We start from the raw sequence: 22,812 nt of genomic DNA, 5'->3' as shown, positions 1-22,812 counted from the left end.
TTACAAGGCTTCGAGGTACCGAAGCTTTTCTCAAACCCCGCAGAATCTGCGGGGTTTTTTATTGGCCGACAAAGCTAGGGGTATACAAGCCAAGCACCAGCCCCAAAATAAAAAGGGCAACATACCCGAATAGGTATATTGCCCAAGCTGCTTTTACCATGACAGCATCCTGAAACGCTGCACTGGTATTAACTGGCTGCGTCTGCCCCCTTCTCAACCTGAGCGTAGCGCTCAGTTGGGCTAGACGAAAAGTGAAACACTACCGCATTGGCAAACATCGGATCAAAACCTTTCTCGATCATGATCTCCACGATCGATTGCGCCTGACAGCCGCGCTGCAGGTTTTCAATAATCCAATCCTGCCATTCGGGAGTTATTTGGGTAAAACCGCTCATTTAAATACGCCTCTCCATCCATTATCTTGCGGATCGCCATTGCACTTCATTGAGCTGCCAAGAATAGTACAGGGCTAGTTCGCCTCGTCGCCCTACTGATTAGTAATACTGGGTCGCGAGCACGTTGTAAGGTATTACCATTATTCATGTGAAAAGCCAGCTTGTCACTCTTTCTTACATGCCATCCGGCAGATTCGTCATGAACGTCACAAGCCTGAAAACAAATTGGGTTGATCACTGTTCGTGGCCGCATGATCGTGCTAAGTCAAACAAGACACATCGCCCAATCGCCAAGCTGTTGATTAGCCGCTAAAACTGTACCAGACGGCTGTCACGCAAACGCCAACATCGGCCGCGCGCTGTGATAGAATCTCGCCTTTGATCGACTTAAGACCTACGGACGGGTTGGCATTATGGAACTTTCTGCACTGACCGCGCTTTCGCCGCTAGACGGCCGCTATGAAAAACAACTGGCCGATTTGCGCGCCCATTTCAGTGAATACGCCCTGATTAAAAATCGCGTGACGGTAGAAGTGGCTTGGCTTAAAGCTTTGGCCAGCGAAGCTGCACTAGAAGAAATCAAACCATTCTCGGCAGCAACCATTGCCGAACTCGATGCCGTAGTTGCGCAGTTTAGTACCGAGCACGCGTTGGAAGTGAAAACCATCGAGCGCACCACCAATCACGACGTAAAAGCGGTTGAATACTGGCTGAAAGAACGTCTGTCGGGCAACGCAGAAGTCTCTGCTGCCAGCGAATTCATTCACTTCGCTTGTACATCCGAAGACATCAACAATCTGTCGCACGCATTGATGCTCAAAGGTGCGCGTGAAGGCGTGATGTTGCCAAAATTGGCTGAAATCATCACCAAGCTCAAAGAGCTAGCGCACGAATTGGCTGACGCGCCAATGATGAGCCGTACGCACGGCCAACCTGCAACTCCAACCACGATGGGTAAAGAAATGGCCAACGTGGCATTCCGTCTGGAGCGCCAACTGAGCCGCATCGCCAATGTTGAATTGCTCGGAAAAATCAACGGCGCGGTGGGTAACTATAACGCCCACCTCTCTGCTTACCCTGAACTCGATTGGGAAGGCTTCTGCCGCCGCTTTGTAGAAAGCCTCGGCATTACTTTTAACCCTTACACGATCCAGATCGAGCCACACGATTACATGAGCGAGTTGTACGACGACTTCGCCCGTGCGAACACGATTTTGATCGATATGAACCGAGACATCTGGGGCTACATTTCTTTAGGCTTCTTCAAGCAAAAAGTGAACAAAAACGAAGTGGGCAGCTCAACAATGCCGCACAAAGTGAACCCGATCGACTTCGAAAACTCCGAAGGTAACTTGGGTATTGCCAACGCAGTGTTGTTCCACTTGAGCCAAAAGCTGCCAGTATCACGTTGGCAGCGTGACCTGACCGACTCAACCGTATTACGCAATATGGGTGTGGGTTTGGGTTACTCATTGCTCGGCTACGTTGCAGCACTGAAAGGCTTGAACAAACTGATGGCCAATCGCGACGCCATGATGTTCGATCTGAACAATAACTGGGAAGTATTGGCCGAGCCGATCCAAACCGTAATGCGTCGCTATGGCGTGCCTAATCCGTACGAGCAATTGAAAGAATTGACGCGCGGCAAAACTGGCATCAGCAAAGAAGCACTGGCCGTATTTATTGATGGGCTCGAAATTCCACAAGACGCAAAAGATCGCCTCAAAGCACTGACGCCAAGCTCTTACCTTGGCACCGCTGAGGAACTTGCCCGTCGGATCTAAGTCTGATCCAAATAATCACAGGCGCTGCGGCGCCTGTTTTTATATCCTTCGGATATAATCTCAGTGATGGTAGACGTCAATCATTTTTAGGGGTTCACGGTGAATCGTAAAGTAATTGCAGGTAGTGCACTCAGTTTGCTCGTGTTGAGCGCAGGCTATTTGGGTGGCAGCTATTATGCCGGGCAAGCAGTCGAAACCACGATGCTCAAACAGCACGACTGGATCAGCAAACTGCCTTACTTTATCGTGAAGTCTCATCAATATCAGCGCGGCTGGCTTAGCTCGACTGAAACGACCACTTTGCAGGTTAACCCTGAACTGTATCGTTTCCTGCTCGAGAAAGAAGGTGAAAAGCTGCAGATGTTCGAGGTGACTTACACCAACCACGTTCAGCATGGCCCACTGCCCCTACTTGGCCAATTTAACCCTCTACCCTACAAAGCAGTAGTTCGTACCGAGTTTAAATATTCAGAAGATACCCAAAAATTCTTGGCAAAATTCTTTGGGGAACAAAAACCTATCTCCATCGAAAACCGCATTGCCTTCAATGATGATGGCGTAATGAAAATTACGGTACCCAGTTTTGATTATGAAGAAGCACTATCCGGTGTGAAGGCAAAATGGCAAGGATTAGATGCAACCCTTGATTATGGTGGCGATTTCAATCGAGTTAAATTTGATGCCACCATCCCAGGCTTATCGGGTGAAGCCAAAAATAAAGGCTCTTTTGCCCTTAAAGGTTTGAGCATCAACTTAAATCAAAGTAAAGGTGCCAATGGCATCATGATTGGCAGCAATATCGCCAAAGTGGCGCAATTTGACTTAAACATGCTCGAAGGTAATCCGCTCAAATTGCAGTTAGAAAATCTGATGTATCAAGGTAAAGTGAGCGAAGCGGGCGAATTTATTAACGGCAGTGCTCAACTGGATTTGAGCAAACTACTTCTGAACGATAAGCCTTACGGTCCAGCAGTCTTGATTGCTGAGGCCAATCATTTACATGGCAAAACACTGGCTAAAATCAGTGATGAAGTCACCTTGCTACAAAAACAAAAACTTACCCGTGATCAACTGACAGAGGCACTGACCAAATTAGCCAAAATTCATGGCTTACCACTTCTAAAGAACGATCCCGAGTTTGCAATCAAAAAACTCGAGGTGAAATTACCCAATGGGCAGATTCATTTTTCTGGCTCAGTCGGCTTAAAAGGTTTTGTTGAGGCCGATCTGGACAAACCCGTTGATTTAGTGAAAAAGCTCGATGCCAAAGCTGATTTTGCAATCCCACGCAAAGTAGTGGAAACCTTGGTGATGTGGCAAGCGCGCAATATGTTCAGCGGCTCGAACGGTGATGCTGGGGATGTTAACCACGCCGATATTGACTTCTTGGCTGCCCAATTTGTTGAAGGACAGATCAACAAGTTGGCCGATCAGAATCTAATTCGCGTCAATGGCGAACTGTTATCCGCCAAAGCCTCACTGAAAGGCGGCAAGTTTATTCTCAATGATATTGCCGTCCCGCTGCCTTGGGAGCAACAAGCAGAATAAGGCACTGTAGATACCTGCTGGACAAACAAAAAGGGGCTAAACGCCCCTTTTTGACTAATTAAAACCGCAACTTACTGTGCTCGGCGGCGACGAGCTGCCAGCAATCCTAACAACCCCATTCCTATCAAGGCATATGTTTCTGGCTCAGGCACGGGCGCTACGTTCTTTGCATTAATCGTGTATGAAGCACCACTTCCTGCCGAGCCAATTACTTGATAGTAATACTCACCAGAACCTAACTGATCAAATGCGCTCAAATCGGCTTTATCACCAGCCTTGAACGTTAGTACTGGCCCTTGATCACCTTTCTTAAACAAGCCGACAGAGCTAAATTCTAAGTTTTTAAAGGTGATCGAAGAATCAAAGCCCCATTTTTGGGCAGGCTTGGCAGAACCAGAGCCAGATCCACCATTACCTCCGCCATTGTGGTTGCTCGCAGCAAAAGTGAAGTTGAGCTGGTGGTTAAATTCGCCCGCTGCAACATTGATTGTGCGAGTAATTTGCTGACCCACATTCAAATAACCCAGATCAATAACTTCGACGACTGCGGCACTAGCATTCACCGAAGCAAAGCAAACAACCGCAGCAATAGGAGCAAACAATTTCATATGAATTAATCCTCAAATAGTTTGGCCGAACAAGCATCAGTAAAAGCTTAGATCCGGCATGAATATATCACCGACATAATACTTACCATATGAGTAATACACAAACAGGGTTTGCTTATATTGCAGAAAGAAATGACAAATAAATAAAGCCCGCAATTTGCGGGCTTTATTTATCTTAAACCAGCAGATTATTTAGCTTTACGACGACGTGCAGCTAATAACCCAACAAGACCCAGCCCCATCAAAGCGTAAGTTTCTGGCTCTGGTACTGGAGCAACATTCGCACTAGATGACAATGTGTAAGAGCCACCCAATGAACCATTGGTTACGCCTGAAACTTTGTAAAAGTAAGAACCGCTACCAAGACTTGAGAAGCTTTTTGCTTTTAGATCACCGAGAGCAAAACTACCGACAGATGTCGAACCAGCTTGTACATTGCCATTATTATCAACAGCACCTTTGTATAGGGTTACTGCGGCACTTTCCAGGCTAACAAAAGTAGGGATTGTAACTGACGTCAGCAAACCAGAAATATTTGAGGTAGCTGATAACGAAAAATTGAAGTAGTCAGTAAAAGAGCCATTCACTAAAGCAGACTTAGACTCCAAAGGACCATGTTGGCCCCATGAATATACTTGAGCTTGAGCTGATACAGCCGCAACAGAGAGTACTACACTTGCAATCAGAGTTTGAACCAATTTCATTTTAAAACTCCAGTGGTTTATGTGATAAGGCCATTATTGTAAGCACCTGAGTAATTAGGCACTTAGTGAGCTTATTATTCGGGTTGAATATTACAGACGGGTTCAGCTAAAAACAAACAGGGAGTACTAATATAGCCAGCCGTTCGTCGGTAGAAATGCAATATTCATATTGCAGTATTTTTGCTAGTCAAAAGAAAAAACCCGCAAAAGCGGGTTTTTTCTTTTGACTGATTTAGCAGTTTAGGCTGATTTGCGACGGCGAGCGGCAAAAAGTCCAACCAAACCTAAGCCCATTAATGCATAAGTTTCTGGCTCTGGAACTGGAGCAACCGTATTTAATGTGATATCCGCTTTACCCACACCACCAGTAAAATGAACAGCGTAGTCAAAGCTCTGGTTTTTCTTGGCTGTAAATTGATAAGTACTAGCCCAATTGCCGTTAGCGAGCTGAGTAAATGAATGATTAGTCCAACCTCCTGCAACGCTCACCTGAGCTTGCATTGACCCCAATTGCAAACTGCTACCTTGGCTGGGTGTGAAGACGGCACTAAAAATGTAATCTCCAGCTTTTTCAAACTTAAACTTATCTTTACTAGTAGTTGATGTAAATGTGGAGGCTTTGTTCGTTACATTCGCATCGTCAGAAAAGTAGTACAGCTTATCTTTTGGCAAAAAGATAGTTTTTGCTTGGGCTCCAACGGCAACACTCAATAATGCGGCAGTCAAAAACAGATTGATGATCTTCATGTTGTAGTCTCAAAGTATGTAGTTTTGAAAACAAATTATTGTGTGAGATATTTCACACCACGCTTTTATGACGGGATCTTAACAACAACTAGACAGGATCTCAAACAGCACACGCTAATATTGCCTACCGTTTGTCATAAATATTAAACCATTGATTGGTTTAATATTTTTGTAACTTTATAAAAACCAAAAAGCTCGGCAATGCCGAGCTTTTAAAGTCAGAACAGATACTAAACAGCTGTTTAGCTCAATTTACGGCGCCGTGCAGCTAAAAGCCCGAGTATACCCATCCCCATCAAAGCATAAGTTTCAGGCTCAGGCACCGGCGCAACCGTTGTAGCAAGCTGCCCGTTCCATGCCCCTTTAGAAACAAAATTAATATTAAACAGATACTTACCAGCTTTAGTGGCTTCAAATGAAATTAAACCACTGTCAAATGAATTGGCACCATGACTAGCTGTATTTGCGGAAAAATTAAATATTTTTCTGTAATCGCTAGTCGCCAGATTCCAGTTAACCGCAGTGATATTTGTAATGATGGACTCATTTACAGTCTTTGGAATCAACTTGAAGTTAAACGTGTATTTCCCAGGCCCAGCTATATCAAACTCCTGCACCGAGCGATCTGAAAAATAGTTATTCCATACCCCTATCGAATGAACATCAACAACAGCGGCTTGGGTTACACCTGCAGCGAGTAAGCTAAGGGCTGCAACAATCTGAATCATACGCATTTCAAAAATCTCCATAAGTAAATAATAAACTTCTAAAGCATTGATTTACTACGTATTTTTATTGTTGCGTCAATTAAGCCATCAAATTATGACATTGTAAAGTATGTTTTGTGTAAGAATTTATATTTAGGGTTACAGCGGCCTGGCACGCATCAGATCAGCGAGATTAATTACCCACACAAGCCTGAGTGCATAGAGATACACAGGCTGGTATATGAACGCACATCAATCAAAATAAGGCAAAATTGAATATACCTACCAACTAGCGCATAAATAAGCAGTTTTGCACATTGATTGAAGTTTGGGCGGAGATCTGCGTCAGCGTTGTTTGGCGCAATAGCGCAAGGGTTTCTGCAATACGTGGCAATTGAGCGGGCTCATTACGCTCTGCAGGTGGGCCAGCTAACCAGGCTGGAGGAATATCTGGGGCATCCGTTTCAAGCACGATCTGCTCCAGTGGGATTGATTGAGCTAAACGACGAATTCGCTGTGAACCGCTATATGTCATGGCGCCACCAAAACCAAGGCAAAACCCTAGCTTGATGAACTCGTCGGCTTGCTGCTCACTACCATTAAACGCGTGAGCAATGCCGCCTTTTACTCGCCACTTTCGCAAATACTTCAGCACTTGATCTTGGCTACGACGGATGTGCACAATTACTGGCAGGTCAAAATCGCGCGCAAGTCGTAATTGCGCTTCAAAAAAGAAAATTTGCCGGGCTGCATCAAGCTGCGGGAGATAAAAATCTAAACCAATTTCACCAACCGCAATAATATTGCCCAGCTCAAGTGCCTGCCGCAATTGGGTCAGATGCAATTCTTGATGCTGTGCTTCATAAATTGGATGCATACCAAGTGCAATATCCGCACCATAACGTTGCTGCATAGAGATCGTTTTTGAAAACGTCTGTGCCGTCACGGCAGGAACCAACCATCGCGTAACCCCCACTGATCGGGAGCGCGCAATAACTTCGTCACGATCGGCATCAAATTCAGTCGCATCCAAATGACAGTGACTATCAATGAAACTAATTGGCAGATTTATGCTCATAGTGTAAATCGCGGCAAACAACGCTATACATAGAAATATTATTAATATTGTAATCCCTAACAGGGTAAGGGCAGTTTATGGATTTATTGAGTGCATTATGGGTGGGTTATCCACTTTGGGTATGGCTGATGTTTTTTGCCTTGGTGATTGGCTTACTGGCCTTTGACCTTGGCGTACTACACAAGGATCAGCATGAAATCACAGTCAGTGAAAGCCTGAAGCTATCCGCATTTTATATTTTCATGGGCCTGGCATTCGGTGCTTGGTTGTGGTGGTATCGCGGGGCAACGGCAGGGATGGAGTACATCACTGGTTATTTGATCGAAAAATCACTGTCGATGGACAATGTTTTTGTGATCGCGCTGATTTTCAGCAGCCTAGGCGTGCCACGCATGTATCAGCACCGCGTGCTGTTTTGGGGGATTTTAGGCGTAATCCTGATGCGCGCAGTCATGATTGGTCTGGGCGCCGTTTTAGTCGCTAAATATCAGGGCGTTTTAGTGTTGTTTGGTGCATTCCTGATCTTCACTGGCGTCAAAATGCTGATTGCCGATGATGAACACGGAAAAATTGAAGACAATAAATTCTATCAATGGCTACGCAAACACATGCGTTTCACCCCTACCCTGCACAATGAAAAGTTTTGGGTACGAGGCGAAGATCACGGCTTGGCCAAAGGCTGGTGGGCAACCCCGCTTTTTTTAACCTTGATTTTGGTAGAAACGGCAGATTTGGTCTTTGCGGTCGATAGCATCCCGGCAATTTTTGCGATTACGCAGGATCCATTTATTGTTTACACCTCGAATATTTTTGCAATTCTAGGTTTGCGTGCACTGTACTTTGCATTGGCAGCTATGGTTCATCGCTTCCATTACCTGAAATATGCGCTGTCAGTGGTGTTGGTGTTTATTGGGGTCAAAGTTGGCTTGGTTTACTTTAACCACGAAGGCTTCACTGATTTCAAAATTCCAACCGCAGTATCTCTTGGCGTGACATTTGGACTATTGCTAGCTGGTGTTCTCTACTCCCTATGGAAAACTCGTGGCGAAACCGCGAACACTGAAACACACTAAGCATTGCTCAAGCAATAAAAAAGCCCACCTAGGTGGGCTTTTTTATTACTGCGTACTTATTTGTCGACCGGCTTATTATCATCTTCAAACTCAATATCATTGACAGCGAAGTCTAACTTTTCGACATCCGATTTATCTTCTTGTTCTGACGTCCGATTTGACAGTGGAGGAACAATCAAATTGTTATCCAGCACGTCCTCAGTCGCAGGTAAGACGGGAGCCCGCTGCTCGACAGGTTTGGCTGCTTGAAACATCTCAATCAAATTGATTTGTTCTGCACTATCAGCCTGTGGAGACTGCGACGAAGAACTGCTGAGATTCACAATTGCCAACTCAAGTGGCGTATCTGCAGATGGTGCCACGGTATGAGTTGGTATCGATTCTTCACGAGCGAATAGCTCATGCTCGGGCGCCAATTTAAAACCAATACTGCGAACCAACTCCCAATCGTCGGCAGCAGGCGCCGGCTCCTGAGCACGAAAACGATGTGCTAACTGAATATAATCGGATTTCATACCCTGTTGCCGATACACCCTAAATAGCATTAACCAACGCTCCACGTCCTGCGGATCAGCCTCAACCAGTTGCTGCAGCAACTCAATCGCCCGCAAGGTATCGCCATGAGCCAAGAAAAACTGCGCTTGTTCTAGGCTACTCGACTCACCATCCGTCACCTCGATTGCCGAATTAGGATGTTGCAACAAGGAAAATTGCGTAGCCCCCTGCCGCTGCGCGGCAACAGCAGGCGCAAATGCATTTACACTTAGCCCAAGATTAGCATTCGTGTATGAATCATCTTCGGCACGACGCCGTACCCACCACCAAACCCCACCGCCCAACAAGCCTAACAGACCAAGCGCTGGCCATTGCCAAGCAAACTGTGACTGTACCGTAGTACGCACAGGTGTTGACGCTGCAGCAACTACTGGTACTTGCGTAGCAGCTGGTGCGCTGCTGGGGATCGCAGCCACGGATTTAGCTAAATTGCCCGACTCGAGCTGCAATTGCTTGGAGTTTTGTGCCAACCGAGTGTCTAACGCATCGATTTCAGCTTGTAGCTTTTTTCTGAGATCACTTAACTCAGCAACTTTAGCTTCCAACTCTTTCACGTAGGCGTCAGCATTCACTTTGGCGTTAGTTTGTGGCAGGGTTCGCTCAGCACCTTCGAGCCTTAATTGACCATGCTCAGGAGATAAATTTGCTGCATTTTGAGCGGCTGGAAAATTTTCAGCTGCTGGGGACAGCTTTGCTTTGGGACGAGGTGGCAATACGATTGGCGAGCCTGCGGCAATGATGTCTTCAGGCCCAATGCCTGGGTTACTGCGCTGCAACTTTTCAAGATAGCGCGCAAACTGAGCAGAGGATGGTGAGTAATATCGCTGTGCAATTTGCGGCAGAGTGGTGTCTTTTTGCACGATGCTTGCCTTGCCAGCTGGGGCGGGCTCACGCGCTTTGGGCGCAACTAGTTTGAAATCTCGGCTAGACACGACCGGGGTTTCGACCACAGGAGCGGGGTCAAGGAAAACGGTAAAATCGCGCGTTAAATTGATATTCTCGCATTCCACATGCAAAGCAAACCCGATAATGGGTTCATCCGCAGGTTTTTGCGAGGTGACTCTGATGACCCCAGAGCTACCATCACCACTGGGTACAATTTGCAGGTTTGCAGGCCCCAGATAAGTTGAATCACTCTCGCTTGGGCGTAATTGATTGCAGTCTTCAAGCAGCCTTTCATCCCCATTGAGCCGATATGGTATCTCCGCCTTAAATCGCTGCCCAATGTGGGACTTGATCTGCAGCTCACCGATCGTCATTGCTTGCGCTGAAAAACTGATCATCGACAAGACAGCGGCAATGGGCGCTAGCGCAAATGGCAAGATATTATTTTTCATTTCAACCCCTCATCAGCAAATCTGATTTTCATTTGTTTTTAGCTGACTCAGCGCAAAAGCCAAAGCTCAAGTGAAGACAAATTTGTTTGAGTGGTTTGCCGCAGGCAAAATTTGGCGAAAAAAAACCACCGCAGCAATCGATGCGCGGTGGCAATAAGGTTGATAGCAATGTAATGCAAACTAGGTAAAGCTATTATGGGTATAACCCCGTAAAGCCTATCAAAATTGATCTACGAAGCAATACCCTACTAATCTTTAACCATCCATGAGTGAAGTGCCGCCAATATAATCAAACAGGCGGCCACGCCACCGGTGATAACTTCCGGAATATGAAAGCGCGCAGCCAACAGCATCACGGCCGACAAAGCACCAATGGCCCAGAATGCGCCATGCTCAAGATATTTAAATGCATTGAGCGTGCCTTTCTCCACTAACATCAAGGTGAAGCTGCGCACGAACATTGCCCCAATTCCAAGCCCAATGGCAATAAGGAAAATATTTTTCGTCAATGCAAAGGCGCCTAATACACCATCAAACGAGAAGGATGCATCGAGAATTTCCAGATAAATAAACCCTGCGATCCCTGTTTTTGCCGCAGCCCCCCCATCGCCGATCAAATCCCCCAAACCGTCGACAAGTACAAACACCACCACGCCCCAAATCCCTGCCACCAAAAAGCGCATTGCTTCCGCTTGCGGCATGGTAGCGGCTATTACTAACAGCAGCACTAAACTAATAAGCACAGCTGCCATTTCTAACTTACCTAACTTCGCTAAGGCTTTTTCCATCGGCGCTAACCAATGCGTTTCTTTTTCGTAATCAATAAAGAAGTTTAAAAAAACCAGTAGCAAAAATGCCCCGCCAAATGCCGTCACCTCGATATGAGCAGACGTCAATATCGCGGCATAGCGATCGGGATTGATAATCGCCAGTGACAAAACATCATGGGGTGGCCACACACCGGTATTGCAGTATTGCCATAAGGCCATTGGGCCAGGCATAGGCGCCATGCCCGCGATCACCGCGACAATAATCAGTGGAAATACAACGCGCATGCCAAATACGGCAATCAGCATGCCCCACAGCAGAAAACGCTGACGCCATTTTTCATCCCAATGCCGCAGTACCGACGCATTGACCACCGCATTGTCGAAACTCAAGCTGGTTTCTAACAAGGCCAGATTGAACGCAATCCACAACCCAGCCCAACCGCCAATCGCCCAAGCACCCGCCAAGCCACACAGGGTGACGATTAATGAAGAATAAAAATACCGCATGCTGCGAATTGATCCTTTCTGAAACACCGAAGCTGTACTTTTCCGGCCAACTCAGCATTATGCCGCAATCGAGTGAGAGCTTTTGTATCAAGGTGCGCACAAAATTCTGCGTTACATCAGAGCCCGTAGCGGTTGCAAGCAAAAGCACTTGGTCGGCTCGGGCAGAGCGCCTATACTCTTGCATATTCTGACGCGCCCCGCTTGGCCGCATATTGCCCGCAGGGCGTCATTTTCACTCACCTTTGGAGCGATCATCGAATGAGCAATCCTTACCTCGCACTCGTGCAAGCGCATAACGAGCTATTACAAAAAAAAGATGCACCTTTGTTTAGCGATTTAAGCACCCTAGGCAAAGCTGCAGCCCCTACTGTGGCTGCAGATGCGCCTGTTGCGATGATTTTTGCCCCGCACCCTGACGATGAATGCATTATTGGTGCCCTGCCGCTACGCTTGGGCCGTGAAGCGGGCTTTAAAGTAATCAACGTTGCGGTAACGCAAGGCTCTGGCCTTAAACGCCAGCCAGAGCGCTGGGTCGAAGTATCTAATGCCTGTGCATATCTGGGCTGGGGCTTGCTGGAAACTATCCCTGGCGGGCTGATGTCTGTGACTACTAAAACGCGTGATGAAGATCCTGCGGCATGGGCAGAAAAAGTAGCTGTCATCGCCAAAATCATCAGCGAACACAAACCAAGCGTTGTAGTTTGCCCGCACAATAATGATTACCACTCGGCTCACATTGGCACGCATTACTTAGTTGTTGATGCGCTTAAAGCAGCCAATCACAGCTGCACCATCGTGCAGAGCGAATTCTGGCGTCAAATGGATGCTCCGAATGCACTGATCGCGACCAATGAGCAAGATACGGCAGACCTGATCGCGGCCTTGGCGTGCCACGTTGAAGAAGTACGTCGCAATCCTTACCACCTGCGTCTGCCAGGTTGGATGGCGGATAATGTGCGCCGTGGCGCGGAAGTTTGCGGCGGGCAAGGTGCAGCGGCACCAACGTTCTCATTTGGTACGATTTATCATATCGGTCAATTTGACGGCAGCCAGTTAGTAGCCAACGCTAAAAAATATACCATCAGCGAAAGCGACGATATCAAAGCCATTCTCGCTTAAGTTTCCCAATGGGCAATAAAAAAGCCAAGCCGATTCAGGCTTGGCTTTTTTATTGCCACTAAATATTAGTTTATTACCAAATACCAATCTATTACTTACTTGAATAATTCAACTTGCTTTAGAGAAGAGAAATAATATACTTGGGGCGAACTTCCATACTAGGGAAAACCCTATGCTTGAAAAAATTAGCATACTACTAGCGGCTATTGCGGCCAGCACTGCGTTTGCCATGATGGTATCTATGCAGCCGCGGTCGATTCCGCGCCATACCAGCATAAGCCCCACGATTGTCTGCTGGCCCGATGAAGATGCCCGCACCTGCTGGCGACGCGCAGAATACCGGGTAGGGCAGTAATTTATTATGCCAATAGCTCGATCGCGGTTGCTGTACGCAGTTGTGCGCGGATCAATTTAGCCATATCCAGATCATAAGCAGGGTATGGGCTGGCAAGCAATTGAGCCAAATCACTTTGGTCATGTACCTCACCGAGGTATACCCACTGATCAAAGACATGCATTACTTGTGCCCACTCGGGACCTTCTAATATTCCAACTGCCCCAGCATACGGCCATTGCGCTAGCTTGTGTTTCGCCAGCGCAGCCAATAAACGTGCATGGTGCATACTCAGCGGTTCGCGCCCCACGCAAGCGCCACGACATTCCCCTTGAGCCAACGCAGCACAAGCCTGACCCAGAGTGCTCTTCTTGGGCTTTTCCAACCCTAAAACCACGCGGCATAAAGCCTGCCCTTTAATAATGCGGTTCAGTACGTTTTGTGCCTCACGTGCCCCACGAAATGGCCCAAATAAATCACCTTTGGCTTGCGCGATTTCACTCAGAGGCCGTAATTTGGGCTGCAGGGTTGCGGCTTGCTTAACCGCGCCCAACTCAGGCAACACAATTTCCCATACAGATTGAGTTTGATCGATCTTTTGCCGTACCGCAGGGTTAAAGCGCGGACGTAACTCGCTCAGCAAGCGGCGTTCAAGCAAAGCAGAGCCGAGATCCCCCGAGGTTTCGATCCAGTCAATCCGGCGCAGCGCTGCAGCCAACGATGCCCCCTGCCCTTCTTCTGCTTTTTTGCCAAAATGCTGCAATACACGGCGGCGCAGATTGCTATTGCTACCGACAAACAGCGCTTCGTCATGCTCGCCATAAAAAATATACACGCCAGCGGTATCGGGCAAATCGTCAATGATTTTCTCGTCGATTTGCGGCGGCAAGGCGGGCGGACGAATCAGCTCATCAATCGCCTGCTGCACACGCTCAGCACCCAAATCGTTTACCGCTGCGTTTAGAAACTGGTAAATCAGCTCAGCATCGGTCAGCGCACGATGGCGCTCGCCATGATATTCCAAGCCATGCCGCGCAATCAGCGCATCAAGGCTGTGTTTGAATTCATCCGGATACAGTTTGCGCGAGAGCTGCACGGTGCACAGTACTTTGGCGCGAAAAGTCATGCCAAGGCGCTTAAATTCATTGCGCAAAAAGGTGTAATCAAAGCGCGCATTGTGTGCAACAAACACGCGATCTTGTAGTTTTTCCAGCACCTGATCGGCGAGCTGCGCAAAGGTCGGCGCATCGGCCACCATCGCGTTATCAATACCAGTTAATTCCTGAATAAACGGGGGTATTACCTGGCAAGGATTAACCAAGTTACTCCAGGTGGCAATACCCTCCCCCTCGGCATTGACATGCACCAAACCAATTTCGGTAATCCGATCACTCGCCGGCTTGGCGCCGGTGGTTTCCAGATCGAGCAGCACCAGCGGCGCAGGGTAAAACGGATAGCTCATACCAAACTCAGCACTTACTTAGTAAAACGGAAGCACTGATGAATGCGCTTATTACGGAAGTCTTCCGGAATCGATTGCGCGGTCAGGTTTTCGCAACGACCGACAAACATCGGGTCCAGCTCGAAGCTGCGCAGATTATTCGAGAAATACAGTACGCCGCCGGGCGCGAGCATGCTCATACACGACTCAATCAAATACGCATGATCGCGCTGCACATCGAGTACGCCGAGCATTTTTTTCGAGTTGGAAAAGCTTGGCGGGTCCATCACGATCAAATCGTATTTTTGCGGGCTGCAGGTCGCCTCGCGCAAAAACTCAAATACATCGGCACGCACGCGCTGATGCTTGGCTGGATCCATACCATTTAGCGCAAAGTTGCGACCCGCCCATTCCAAATAGGTATTCGATAAATCCACCGTCAGCGAGCTTGCAGCGCCACCGGCGGCCGCGTACACACTGAACGCACCGGTATAGCTAAATAGATTGAGGAAACGCTTACCAGCAGCTTCGCCCATCACGCGTTTGCGCGTATTGCGATGGTCGAGAAACAGGCCGGTATCGAGATAGGCGTCGAGATTAACTTCGAATTTGAGGCCGTTTTCTTCAACGACAAAAAATTCGCCCGATTCTTCGTTTTTCTCGTACTGAGTCAGGCCTTTCATCCGCTTGCGGATTTTCAGCGATACATGCTCAATCGGCAGGCCGAGTACGTCGGCAGTCGCAGCGTGAATTTCGTCGATCCATGCCGAATAGTCTTCATCCGACTCCATCCAGCCGGTATCGTATTCCTGCAAATGCACGCGATCGCCATAGATATCAACGATCATCGGAAATTCGGGCACATCTCGCTCGTAAATGCGATAGCACTGCAAACCCTGACGACGCGCCCATTTGCCCCAGTGGCGGGCGTTTTTGGCAAGGCGATTGCGATAGCTGGTGAGATCCATGGAATTCAACTTTGACTGGTGTAGACGTACAAAGACCGCAGTGTATCAAACCCTGCGGCCTTCTCTGTGAGCTTTTAGTACAAAAATAATGCCAAATTGTCCAAACGGTTAATTACGATTCAACCACTACAGGTTGCACCAAACCCGCAGCCAACTTGGCGCGATCCCGCGCCACATCGGTATCACTGCCGGCAGCCAGCGCTACGCCCATACGACGACGTTCAAAGGCTTCAGGCTTGCCAAACAGGCGTAAATCACTGCGCGGCACAGCTAAGGCAGCGGCAACGCCATCGAAGGCGATACCAGCTTCTTCCATGCCACCATAAATCACGGCACTGGCAGCTGGTTCGCGCTGGCTCACATCGACTGGCAAACCCAAAATCGCGCGGGCATGCAGCTCGAACTCAGAGAAATACTGGCTCATCAAAGTCACCAAGCCAGTGTCGTGCGGGCGTGGGCTGACTTCCGAGAACCACACATCGTCACCTTTAACAAACAGCTCAACGCCAAACAGACCACGTCCGCCCAATGCGCCGGTGACTTTACGGGCAATCTCTTGCGCGCGCTCCAGCGCTTTTGGATTCATCCGTTGCGGTTGCCAGCTTTCGACGTAATCGCCCTTTACCTGTAAATGGCCTACGGGCGCGCAGAATGAAGTTTTGATATCGCCATCTTCGCCGAGCGAGCGCACCGTGAGTAGCGTGATTTCGTATTCAAAATCAACAAAGCCTTCGACAATCACGCGACCATGATCGACGCGACTACCAGCTGCTGCGTAGTTCCAAGCAGCCTCCACATCAGTTGCCGACTTCAACAACGACTGACCTTTGCCTGATGATGACATCACCGGTTTCACCAAGCATGGAAAACCGATTTCAACCGTCGCAGCTTGCAACTCAGCCAATGAGTTAGCAAACCGATAGGCCGATGTTGGCAAGCCTAACTCTTCGGCGGCCAGACGGCGGATGCCTTCGCGGTTCATCGTCAGTTGCGTTGCGCGCGCAGTGGGAATCACCGTGGCCAAGCCATCAGCCTCAATGCGCACTAGTTCATCAGTAGCGATCGCTTCGATTTCCGGCACGATGAAATGGGGGCGCTCCGCCTCGACCAGTGCGCGCAAAGCTTTTGCATCGCTCATATCGATCACATGGCTGCGGTGCGACACCTGCATCCCAGGGGCGTTATCATAACGATCAACACCAATGACTTCGACACCTAAGCGCTGTAGCGCGATAATCACTTCTTTACCCAATTCGCCGCATCCGAGCAGCATCACTTTCACAGCAGATTGACTAAGCGGCGTTCCAATTCTCACGACTGCATCCTTTCAATTCTTGGTTCAACATTCATTGGCTTGCACTTTAATAGTGCCGTGCAACGATGGTGCGGTTATTTTGCGACAGTTTTATGGCCATGCAATAAGCGCATAAACACCGGGTCTGGCACATACTGTTTCACCACCCCTTCCCATCCCTGTGGCCCAACCAAGCCTTTGACCATGGTTGAGCTAATTTCGGCAATTTCTCGCGGCGGCATTAAGAAAATAGTATCGATATGGGGCGCTAAATCCGCATTGACGTAGCGCATTTTGCGTTCGAATTCGTAATCTGCGGCTTCCCGAATCCCGCGCAGAATAAACTGAGCCCCTTGCTCACGGGCATAATCGACTAAAAAGCGGTTTTCAAACACTTCCACGCGCAAATTGGGCATTTGGCTGGTCGTTTCACGCAGCATGGCCACGCGCTCATCAAGCGAAAAGGTGTATTTTTTATCCGGATTTTCACCGATTGCGACGATCATCTCGTCAAATAACTTCACGCCATGCTCGATCATCCATAGATGACCTTTGGTTACAGGATCAAAACTACCTGCGTAAACGCCACGCCGCATCGCAAATTCTCCGCCAAATTCAGCGAACACTATACCACCAGCCAACATTAATTTAAGATGAGGCGCATCAATTCACATGCAAAGGGGAGAGTGCATCGTGTTAAAAAAACTCATCATCGCTGCTAGCCTCGCGCTAGTCTCACAGGCTTACGCGGATATCACGATTGGCCAATCGGTACCCACCACTGGTCTAGCTGCCGAAACAGGTAAAGCAATGGCCTTGGGCGCGTCGATTTATTTCAATCAGGTAAATGGCCGCGGCGGGGTGAATGGTGAATTGATCAATCACGTAGTCCGTGACGATGCAGGCAATCCACAAACCACGGTAAAAAATGCCCAAGATTTTATTGAAAAAGAAAATGCAACGGCGCTGATTTCGTTTTACGGCACCGATAATATTGCGGCGCTCATCAAATCTAAAGTGCTCGATACCAATAGCGTACCACTGGTGGGTGTGCACACAGGGGCCGACTCACTGCGTAACCCTGGCAGCCCTTATATTTTCCATACCCGCGCCAGCTACACCCAAGAAATCGATCGTCTGGTGAAATTGCTTAATGAAAACTTGGGCGTGACAAAGTTTGGCGTATTGGCGCAACAAGGTGGTTTTGGCGATGCTGGCGTAACCGCCCTTAAAGCCTCATTGGCAAAAAAACAGCTAAAAATTGCGGGTGAAGCCTGGTACGACGGCAAAACTGGCGATAGCAGCAAAGCGGCAGCAGAGCTGGCTAAAATCAACCCTGAAGCTGTAATTCTGGTTGCGGTCACCAAACCAGCGGCGACATTCGTGCAGGAATATAAAAACCATGGTGGCACTTCACAAATTTATGCACTCTCTGCAGTGCAATTTGAAGAAGTTGGCAAACAAATCGGTAAGAAAACCGCCCATGGCTTAGGTATCAGTCAGGTTATGCCTTACCCGTACAACACTCGCGCGCGTGTTGTGCAAGAATTCCAAGACGACGTGTATGCGGAATTGGGGTCTGGTTCTTCGGGTAAAAAAGAATCGCTGGCGGCCATCGCGAAATACCCAAGCTACGCCATGCTAGAGGGCTATATTGCCGCGCGTATTGTTGTTGAGGGGATAAAACGCGCTGGCAAAGCACCAAGTCGGGCCGCCGTTTATAACGCGCTAACCACACTGAATCGATTTGACCTCGGCGGTTTTGTGGTGGACTACAACGCCACCAAACGTGCTGGTTCAAATTTTGGTGAGCTAACCATGATTTCCCCTACCGGTGCGCTAACCCGCTAAACACAAATAGCTTGGAATGCAAAAAAGGCCATTCATTGAATGGCCTTTTTATTGGTATACATACAGAGCCCTTGCTATATATGAACCCTGTAAATATACCCCATCAAGTAGCAAAGAAATCCTTTACTTTATCCATGAACGATTTAGCACGTGGATTGTGTTTATCCGAATCGCCCTGACTGATTTCTTCAAACTCTTTCAAAAGCTCTTTCTGACGGCCTGTGAGCTTCACTGGTGTTTCGACCACCACATGACACATCAAATCACCGGTAATTGCGCTGCGCACGCCTTTGATACCTTTGCTGCGCAAACGGAACACTTGACCGGTTTGTGTCTCAGGTGGAATCGTAATCCGCGCTTTGCCAGACAAAGTCGGAATCTCAATCTCGCCACCCAAAGCCGCCACAGTAAAGCTAATCGGCATTTCGCAATGCAGATCATTGCCTTCACGCTCAAACACCGCGTGTTTCTTGATGTGCGTAACGACGTACAGATCGCCTGGAGGGCCGCCATTCACGCCAGCCTCACCTTCGCCCGATAGACGAATCCGATCGCCCTCGTCCACACCTGCAGGTATTTTCACTGCAAGCGTTTTGTGAGTGGCTACGCGGCCAGTGCCCGAGCATTTACGGCATGGGTCAGGTATGTACTTGCCTGTACCATGGCAGGTCGGACACGTTTGCTGAATGCTGAAAAAACCTTGCGCCACACGCACTTGGCCGTGACCATTACATGTATGGCAGGTTTTCGCCTCCGTACCTGGCTTAGCGCCAGTACCGTTACAGCTATCACACTCGTCATGCGATGGAATCTTGATTTGCTTCTCAACACCACGCGCCGCTTCTTCCAGCGTGATTTCCATGTTGTAACGCAAGTCAGCGCCACGGTACACATTGCTTCGACCACCACGGCCACCGCCACCACCAAAGATATCGCCAAAGATATCGGCAAAATCGCCAAAACCACCGCCACCAAAGCCACCGCCGCCCATACCAGCTTGCGGGTCAACACCAGCATGGCCGTATTGATCGTAAGCTGAGCGCTTCTGACCATCCGACAAAATTTCGTAGGCTTCTTTGGCTTCTTTAAATTTTTCTTCGGCATCTTTCGCATCCGGATTGCGATCCGGATGGTATTTCATCGCCAGCTTGCGATATGCCTTTTTGATTTCTTCATCTGAGGCGTCGCGATTAACGCCCAGAATATCGTAAAAATCTTTTTTTGCCATGATGCTTTTCCATGAGACAAAAAGGCACAGCCGCCCGCAATGCAAGCGCTGTGCCTAATGGTTATGCCAAATTACTTATCTTTAACTTCGGTAAATTCAGCATCAACTACGTTGCCGTCATCCTTAGCGTCGCTACCTGCAGCTTGTGCGCCAGCTTCTGGTGCCGCTTGCTCCGCGTACATTTTCTCAGCAACTTTGTGGCTTGCTTTCATCAGCGCTTCAGTTTTGGCTTCGATCGCTTCTTTGTCGTCGCCTTTTACCACGCCTTCCAGCTCAGCAATTGCGGCTTCGATTTCAACTTTCTCATCCGCCGTTACTTTGTCGCCCGCGTCAGTCAACATTTTCTTCACTTGGTGGATCATCGCTTCACCGGAGTTGCGAGCAGTCACCAATTCGTGCAGTTTTTTGTCTTCTTCGGCGTTCAATTCAGCGTCTTTCACCATTGCTTCGATTTCAGCTTCAGACAAACCTGAAGAAGCTTGGATCGTGATTTTCGCTTCTTTACCTGATGCTTTGTCTTTCGCGCCAACGTGCAAGATACCGTTCGCGTCGATGTCGAAAGTCACTTCAATTTGTGGCACGCCACGTGGTGCTGGTGGAATGTCGCCCAAGTTAAATTGACCCAGCGATTTATTCGCCGACGCTTTCTCACGCTCACCTTGCAACACGTGAATCGTTACCGCGCTTTGGTTATCATCAGCAGTCGAGAACGTTTGTGACGCTTTGGTTGGGATCGTGGTGTTTTTCTGGATCAGCTTAGTCATGATGCCGCCCAAAGTTTCGATACCCAAAGACAATGGCGTTACGTCCAGCAGCAAGATATCTTTACGATCGCCGCCCAATACCGAGCCTTGCAATGCAGCACCAACAGCCACCGCTTCGTCAGGGTTCACGTCACGACGTGGATCTTTACCAAAGAAGTCTTTTACCGCATCCATTACTTTAGGCATACGAGTCTGACCGCCGACCAAGATCACGTCGTCGATGTCAGAAGCTTTCAAGCCTGCGTCTTTCAATGCAATCTTGCATGGCTCGATTGAGCGAGCGATCAAGTCATCCACCAAAGACTCGAATTTCGCGCGAGTAATCTTCATTACCAAGTGTTTTGGACCGGTTGCATCCATGGTCACGTATGGCAAGTTGATTTCAGTTTGCGCGCTCGATGACAATTCGATCTTCGCTTTCTCAGCCGCTTCTTTCAGACGTTGCAATGCCATTACGTCGTTTTTCAGATCAATGCCTTGCTCTTTCTTAAACTCGGCAATAATGTAATCCATCAGACGTTGGTCGAAATCTTCACCGCCGAGGAATGTATCGCCGTTAGTAGCCAATACTTCGAATGCTGTTGAGCCATCAACGTCAGCGATGTCGATAATCGAAATATCGAACGTACCGCCACCCAAGTCGTAAACGGCGATTTTACGGTCGCCCTTAGCGACTTTGTCCATACCGAACGCCATTGCCGCTGCAGTTGGCTCGTTGATGATACGTTTTACGTCCAGACCCGCGATACGGCCCGCGTCTTTAGTCGCTTGGCGTTGGCTGTCGTTAAAGTAAGCAGGAACGGTAATCACCGCTTCAGTCACTTCTTCACCGAGGTAGTCTTCGGCGGTTTTTTTCATTTTGCGCAGGATCTCAGCAGAGATTTGCGGTGGCGCCATTTTTTTGTCGCGCACAGAAACCCAAGCGTCGCCGTTGTCGGCTTGTACGATGCTAAATGGCATTGAATCGATATCTTTCTTCACTTCTTTGTCTTCGAAGCGGCGACCGATCAAACGCTTAACAGCGTACAAAGTATTTTTCGGGTTAGTTACAGCCTGACGTTTCGCAGGCGCGCCAACCAAAATCTCACCATCTTCTTGGTAAGCGATAATCGACGGCGTAGTACGCGCGCCTTCTGCATTTTCAATTACTTTAGGTTGACCGTTCTCGATAACAGCTACACAGCTATTGGTTGTACCCAAGTCAATACCGATAATTTTGCCCATTTTATTTTCCTTCATCTCTAGTGCCTGCCACCTTGAATTGTTCAAGTTTTAAAGGCGGCAGTGTTTACAAATAACCATAACTACTAAGTGGGGATACCATTTATATTTTCAAGAGCTCAATCACACAAAAGTCATTGCAAGCTATTGAAAACGTGCAGCTTATTTGGCCGCCGCAACAACTACCATGGCCGGACGAATAGTACGACCAGAAAGCTCATACCCTTTTTGCATCACTTGCACCACGGTATTGGCGTCTTCCTCGCTTGGCACCGTAGAAATCGCTTGATGCTTATTAGGATCGAGCTTTTCGCCCATGGGGTTAATTTCACGCAATTCGAACTTTTCGAACACGGTAACCAACTGTTTGGCGGTCAAATCGACGCCCATTTTCAAGCCTTCAAAATTGCCCGATTGATCCAGCAGCGCCATGTCCATCGCGTCTTTCACTGAAATGATTTCACGTGCGAATTTTTCAACTGCAAATTTGCGGGCTTTTTCATTTTCTTCTAGCGCACGGCGACGAGCATTTTCTGCTTCAGCCCGTACATACAGAATATCTTGGCGAGCTTTTTCCAGATCCGCCAAGGCCTGCGTCAGTAGCTCATCGGTAGTCGGGGCAGCAACTTCAGCGCCCTCTTGCTCAACCGCTTGGTTTGCCAATTCTTCTTGAGTTTCTGGGTTTACTTCTTGATTCATGATGTCCTCCAACTGCGAATGAGCGATAGATGGGGATAAGCCACACCATTTCAAGGGCTTTTCTGCTGAAAAAGCAGCAG

Annotated in this window: 17 protein-coding genes and 4 pseudogenes; 6 read left to right on the top strand and 15 right to left on the bottom strand. The window is 48.3% G+C overall.

Features of this window, described 5'->3' with window-relative positions:
• Positions 1-188 precede the first annotated feature (188 nt).
• Entirely contained in the window at positions 189-395 is a 207-nt protein-coding gene (locus HZU75_RS12330; RefSeq protein ID WP_180306329.1) for a hypothetical protein, read from the bottom strand.
• Positions 396-808: 413 nt separating this feature from the next.
• On the opposite strand from HZU75_RS12330, the gene purB reads away from it, so the two are divergent.
• On the top strand, positions 809-2,179 hold the full coding sequence (gene purB, locus HZU75_RS12325) for an adenylosuccinate lyase (RefSeq protein WP_180306328.1): 1,371 nt from the start codon (positions 809-811) through the stop codon (positions 2,177-2,179).
• Between the two features lie 99 nt (positions 2,180-2,278).
• Positions 2,279-3,727: a YdgA family protein gene (locus tag HZU75_RS12320; protein WP_180306327.1), complete on the top strand. Its 1,449-nt coding sequence runs from the start codon at positions 2,279-2,281 to the stop codon at positions 3,725-3,727.
• A 71-nt stretch (positions 3,728-3,798) separates the two neighbouring features.
• Here the strand turns inward: HZU75_RS12320 and HZU75_RS12315 are convergent.
• The 5 genes and pseudogenes from HZU75_RS12315 to HZU75_RS12295 form a co-directional block, all read right to left on the bottom strand.
• Positions 3,799-4,302, bottom strand: a pseudogene (locus HZU75_RS12315) (FxDxF family PEP-CTERM protein); the annotation flags it as partial.
• Between the two features lie 221 nt (positions 4,303-4,523).
• Positions 4,524-5,006 (bottom strand): annotated as a pseudogene (locus tag HZU75_RS12310) (FxDxF family PEP-CTERM protein); the annotation flags it as partial.
• A 273-nt stretch (positions 5,007-5,279) separates the two neighbouring features.
• Positions 5,280-5,369 (bottom strand): annotated as a pseudogene (locus tag HZU75_RS17795) (PEP-CTERM sorting domain-containing protein); the annotation flags it as partial.
• Positions 5,370-6,028: 659 nt separating this feature from the next.
• A pseudogene (locus HZU75_RS17790) lies at positions 6,029-6,121 on the bottom strand (PEP-CTERM sorting domain-containing protein); the annotation flags it as partial.
• A gap of 661 nt (positions 6,122-6,782) precedes the next feature.
• The gene (locus tag HZU75_RS12295; RefSeq protein ID WP_180306323.1) at positions 6,783-7,571 is read right to left on the bottom strand and encodes a TatD family hydrolase; all 789 of its coding nucleotides are present in this window, start codon (positions 7,569-7,571) and stop codon (positions 6,783-6,785) included.
• 77 nt (positions 7,572-7,648) lie between these two features.
• Here HZU75_RS12295 and HZU75_RS12290 point away from each other — a divergent pair, with 77 nt between their 5' ends.
• Positions 7,649-8,644 (top strand): TerC family protein, encoded by a 996-nt coding sequence (locus HZU75_RS12290; protein WP_180306322.1) that lies wholly within the window; start codon positions 7,649-7,651, stop codon positions 8,642-8,644.
• Positions 8,645-8,700: 56 nt separating this feature from the next.
• On the opposite strand, the gene HZU75_RS12285 is transcribed toward HZU75_RS12290, so the two are convergent.
• Positions 8,701-10,536: a type IV pilus assembly protein FimV gene (locus tag HZU75_RS12285; protein WP_180306321.1), complete on the bottom strand. Its 1,836-nt coding sequence runs from the start codon at positions 10,534-10,536 to the stop codon at positions 8,701-8,703.
• A gap of 248 nt (positions 10,537-10,784) precedes the next feature.
• Positions 10,785-11,813: a DUF475 domain-containing protein gene (locus HZU75_RS12280; RefSeq protein ID WP_228028048.1), complete on the bottom strand. Its 1,029-nt coding sequence runs from the start codon at positions 11,811-11,813 to the stop codon at positions 10,785-10,787.
• A 258-nt stretch (positions 11,814-12,071) separates the two neighbouring features.
• Here HZU75_RS12280 and HZU75_RS12275 point away from each other — a divergent pair, with 258 nt between their 5' ends.
• Complete coding sequence (locus HZU75_RS12275) at positions 12,072-12,932, top strand: PIG-L deacetylase family protein (protein ID WP_180306320.1); 861 nt, start codon at positions 12,072-12,074, stop codon at positions 12,930-12,932.
• A gap of 172 nt (positions 12,933-13,104) precedes the next feature.
• Positions 13,105-13,287 (top strand): hypothetical protein, encoded by a 183-nt coding sequence (locus HZU75_RS12270; protein ID WP_180306319.1) that lies wholly within the window; start codon positions 13,105-13,107, stop codon positions 13,285-13,287.
• Between the two features lie 4 nt (positions 13,288-13,291).
• Here HZU75_RS12270 and HZU75_RS12265 read toward each other — a convergent pair whose 3' ends face one another.
• The 4 genes from HZU75_RS12265 to coaD form a co-directional block, all read right to left on the bottom strand.
• Positions 13,292-14,728: an exonuclease domain-containing protein gene (locus tag HZU75_RS12265; RefSeq protein ID WP_180306318.1), complete on the bottom strand. Its 1,437-nt coding sequence runs from the start codon at positions 14,726-14,728 to the stop codon at positions 13,292-13,294.
• Positions 14,729-14,742: 14 nt separating this feature from the next.
• Positions 14,743-15,675 carry a class I SAM-dependent methyltransferase gene (locus HZU75_RS12260; protein ID WP_180306317.1) on the bottom strand — a complete coding sequence of 311 codons (933 nt, stop codon included), beginning with the start codon at positions 15,673-15,675 and terminating at the stop codon, positions 14,743-14,745.
• 112 nt (positions 15,676-15,787) lie between these two features.
• Entirely contained in the window at positions 15,788-16,990 is a 1,203-nt protein-coding gene (gene purT, locus HZU75_RS12255) for a formate-dependent phosphoribosylglycinamide formyltransferase (protein WP_180306316.1), read from the bottom strand.
• 74 nt (positions 16,991-17,064) lie between these two features.
• Positions 17,065-17,565 carry a pantetheine-phosphate adenylyltransferase gene (gene coaD, locus HZU75_RS12250; protein WP_180308822.1) on the bottom strand — a complete coding sequence of 167 codons (501 nt, stop codon included), beginning with the start codon at positions 17,563-17,565 and terminating at the stop codon, positions 17,065-17,067.
• A 97-nt stretch (positions 17,566-17,662) separates the two neighbouring features.
• Here coaD and HZU75_RS12245 point away from each other — a divergent pair, with 97 nt between their 5' ends.
• Positions 17,663-18,820, top strand: coding sequence for an ABC transporter substrate-binding protein (locus HZU75_RS12245; RefSeq protein WP_180306315.1), 1,158 nt, complete (start codon positions 17,663-17,665; stop codon positions 18,818-18,820).
• A 103-nt stretch (positions 18,821-18,923) separates the two neighbouring features.
• On the opposite strand, the gene dnaJ is transcribed toward HZU75_RS12245, so the two are convergent.
• The 3 genes from dnaJ to grpE form a co-directional block, all read right to left on the bottom strand.
• Positions 18,924-20,048 carry a molecular chaperone DnaJ gene (dnaJ, locus tag HZU75_RS12240; RefSeq protein WP_180306314.1) on the bottom strand — a complete coding sequence of 375 codons (1,125 nt, stop codon included), beginning with the start codon at positions 20,046-20,048 and terminating at the stop codon, positions 18,924-18,926.
• Positions 20,049-20,119: 71 nt separating this feature from the next.
• Positions 20,120-22,036: a molecular chaperone DnaK gene (gene dnaK / locus HZU75_RS12235; protein ID WP_180306313.1), complete on the bottom strand. Its 1,917-nt coding sequence runs from the start codon at positions 22,034-22,036 to the stop codon at positions 20,120-20,122.
• A 159-nt stretch (positions 22,037-22,195) separates the two neighbouring features.
• Positions 22,196-22,744: a nucleotide exchange factor GrpE gene (gene grpE, locus HZU75_RS12230; RefSeq protein ID WP_228028275.1), complete on the bottom strand. Its 549-nt coding sequence runs from the start codon at positions 22,742-22,744 to the stop codon at positions 22,196-22,198.
• Positions 22,745-22,812: the final 68 nt, after the last annotated feature.

It is taken from the genome of Chitinibacter fontanus (assembly GCF_013423785.1).
Taxonomy (GTDB): domain Bacteria; phylum Pseudomonadota; class Gammaproteobacteria; order Burkholderiales; family Chitinibacteraceae; genus Chitinibacter; species Chitinibacter fontanus.
This window is presented reverse-complemented; position numbering and strand designations above follow the sequence as displayed.

Bases quoted from the DNA above. Each gene is read 5' to 3' on its own strand.
- HZU75_RS12295 (WP_180306323.1), bottom strand. From the start codon at position 7,571: ATGAGCATAAATCTGCCAATTAGTTTCATTGATAGTCACTGTCATTTG.
- coaD (WP_180308822.1), bottom strand. From the start codon at position 17,565: ATGCGGCGTGGCGTTTACGCAGGTAGTTTTGATCCTGTAACCAAAGGT.
- HZU75_RS12290 (WP_180306322.1), top strand. From the start codon at position 7,649: ATGGATTTATTGAGTGCATTATGGGTGGGTTATCCACTTTGGGTATGG.
- dnaJ (WP_180306314.1), bottom strand. From the start codon at position 20,048: ATGGCAAAAAAAGATTTTTACGATATTCTGGGCGTTAATCGCGACGCC.
- HZU75_RS12280 (WP_228028048.1), bottom strand. From the start codon at position 11,813: ATGCGGTATTTTTATTCTTCATTAATCGTCACCCTGTGTGGCTTGGCG.
- HZU75_RS12265 (WP_180306318.1), bottom strand. From the start codon at position 14,728: ATGAGCTATCCGTTTTACCCTGCGCCGCTGGTGCTGCTCGATCTGGAA.
- HZU75_RS12275 (WP_180306320.1), top strand. From the start codon at position 12,072: ATGAGCAATCCTTACCTCGCACTCGTGCAAGCGCATAACGAGCTATTA.
- purB (WP_180306328.1), top strand. From the start codon at position 809: ATGGAACTTTCTGCACTGACCGCGCTTTCGCCGCTAGACGGCCGCTAT.
- HZU75_RS12260 (WP_180306317.1), bottom strand. From the start codon at position 15,675: ATGGATCTCACCAGCTATCGCAATCGCCTTGCCAAAAACGCCCGCCAC.
- HZU75_RS12285 (WP_180306321.1), bottom strand. From the start codon at position 10,536: ATGAAAAATAATATCTTGCCATTTGCGCTAGCGCCCATTGCCGCTGTC.
- dnaK (WP_180306313.1), bottom strand. From the start codon at position 22,036: ATGGGCAAAATTATCGGTATTGACTTGGGTACAACCAATAGCTGTGTA.
- HZU75_RS12330 (WP_180306329.1), bottom strand. From the start codon at position 395: ATGAGCGGTTTTACCCAAATAACTCCCGAATGGCAGGATTGGATTATT.
- HZU75_RS12270 (WP_180306319.1), top strand. From the start codon at position 13,105: ATGCTTGAAAAAATTAGCATACTACTAGCGGCTATTGCGGCCAGCACT.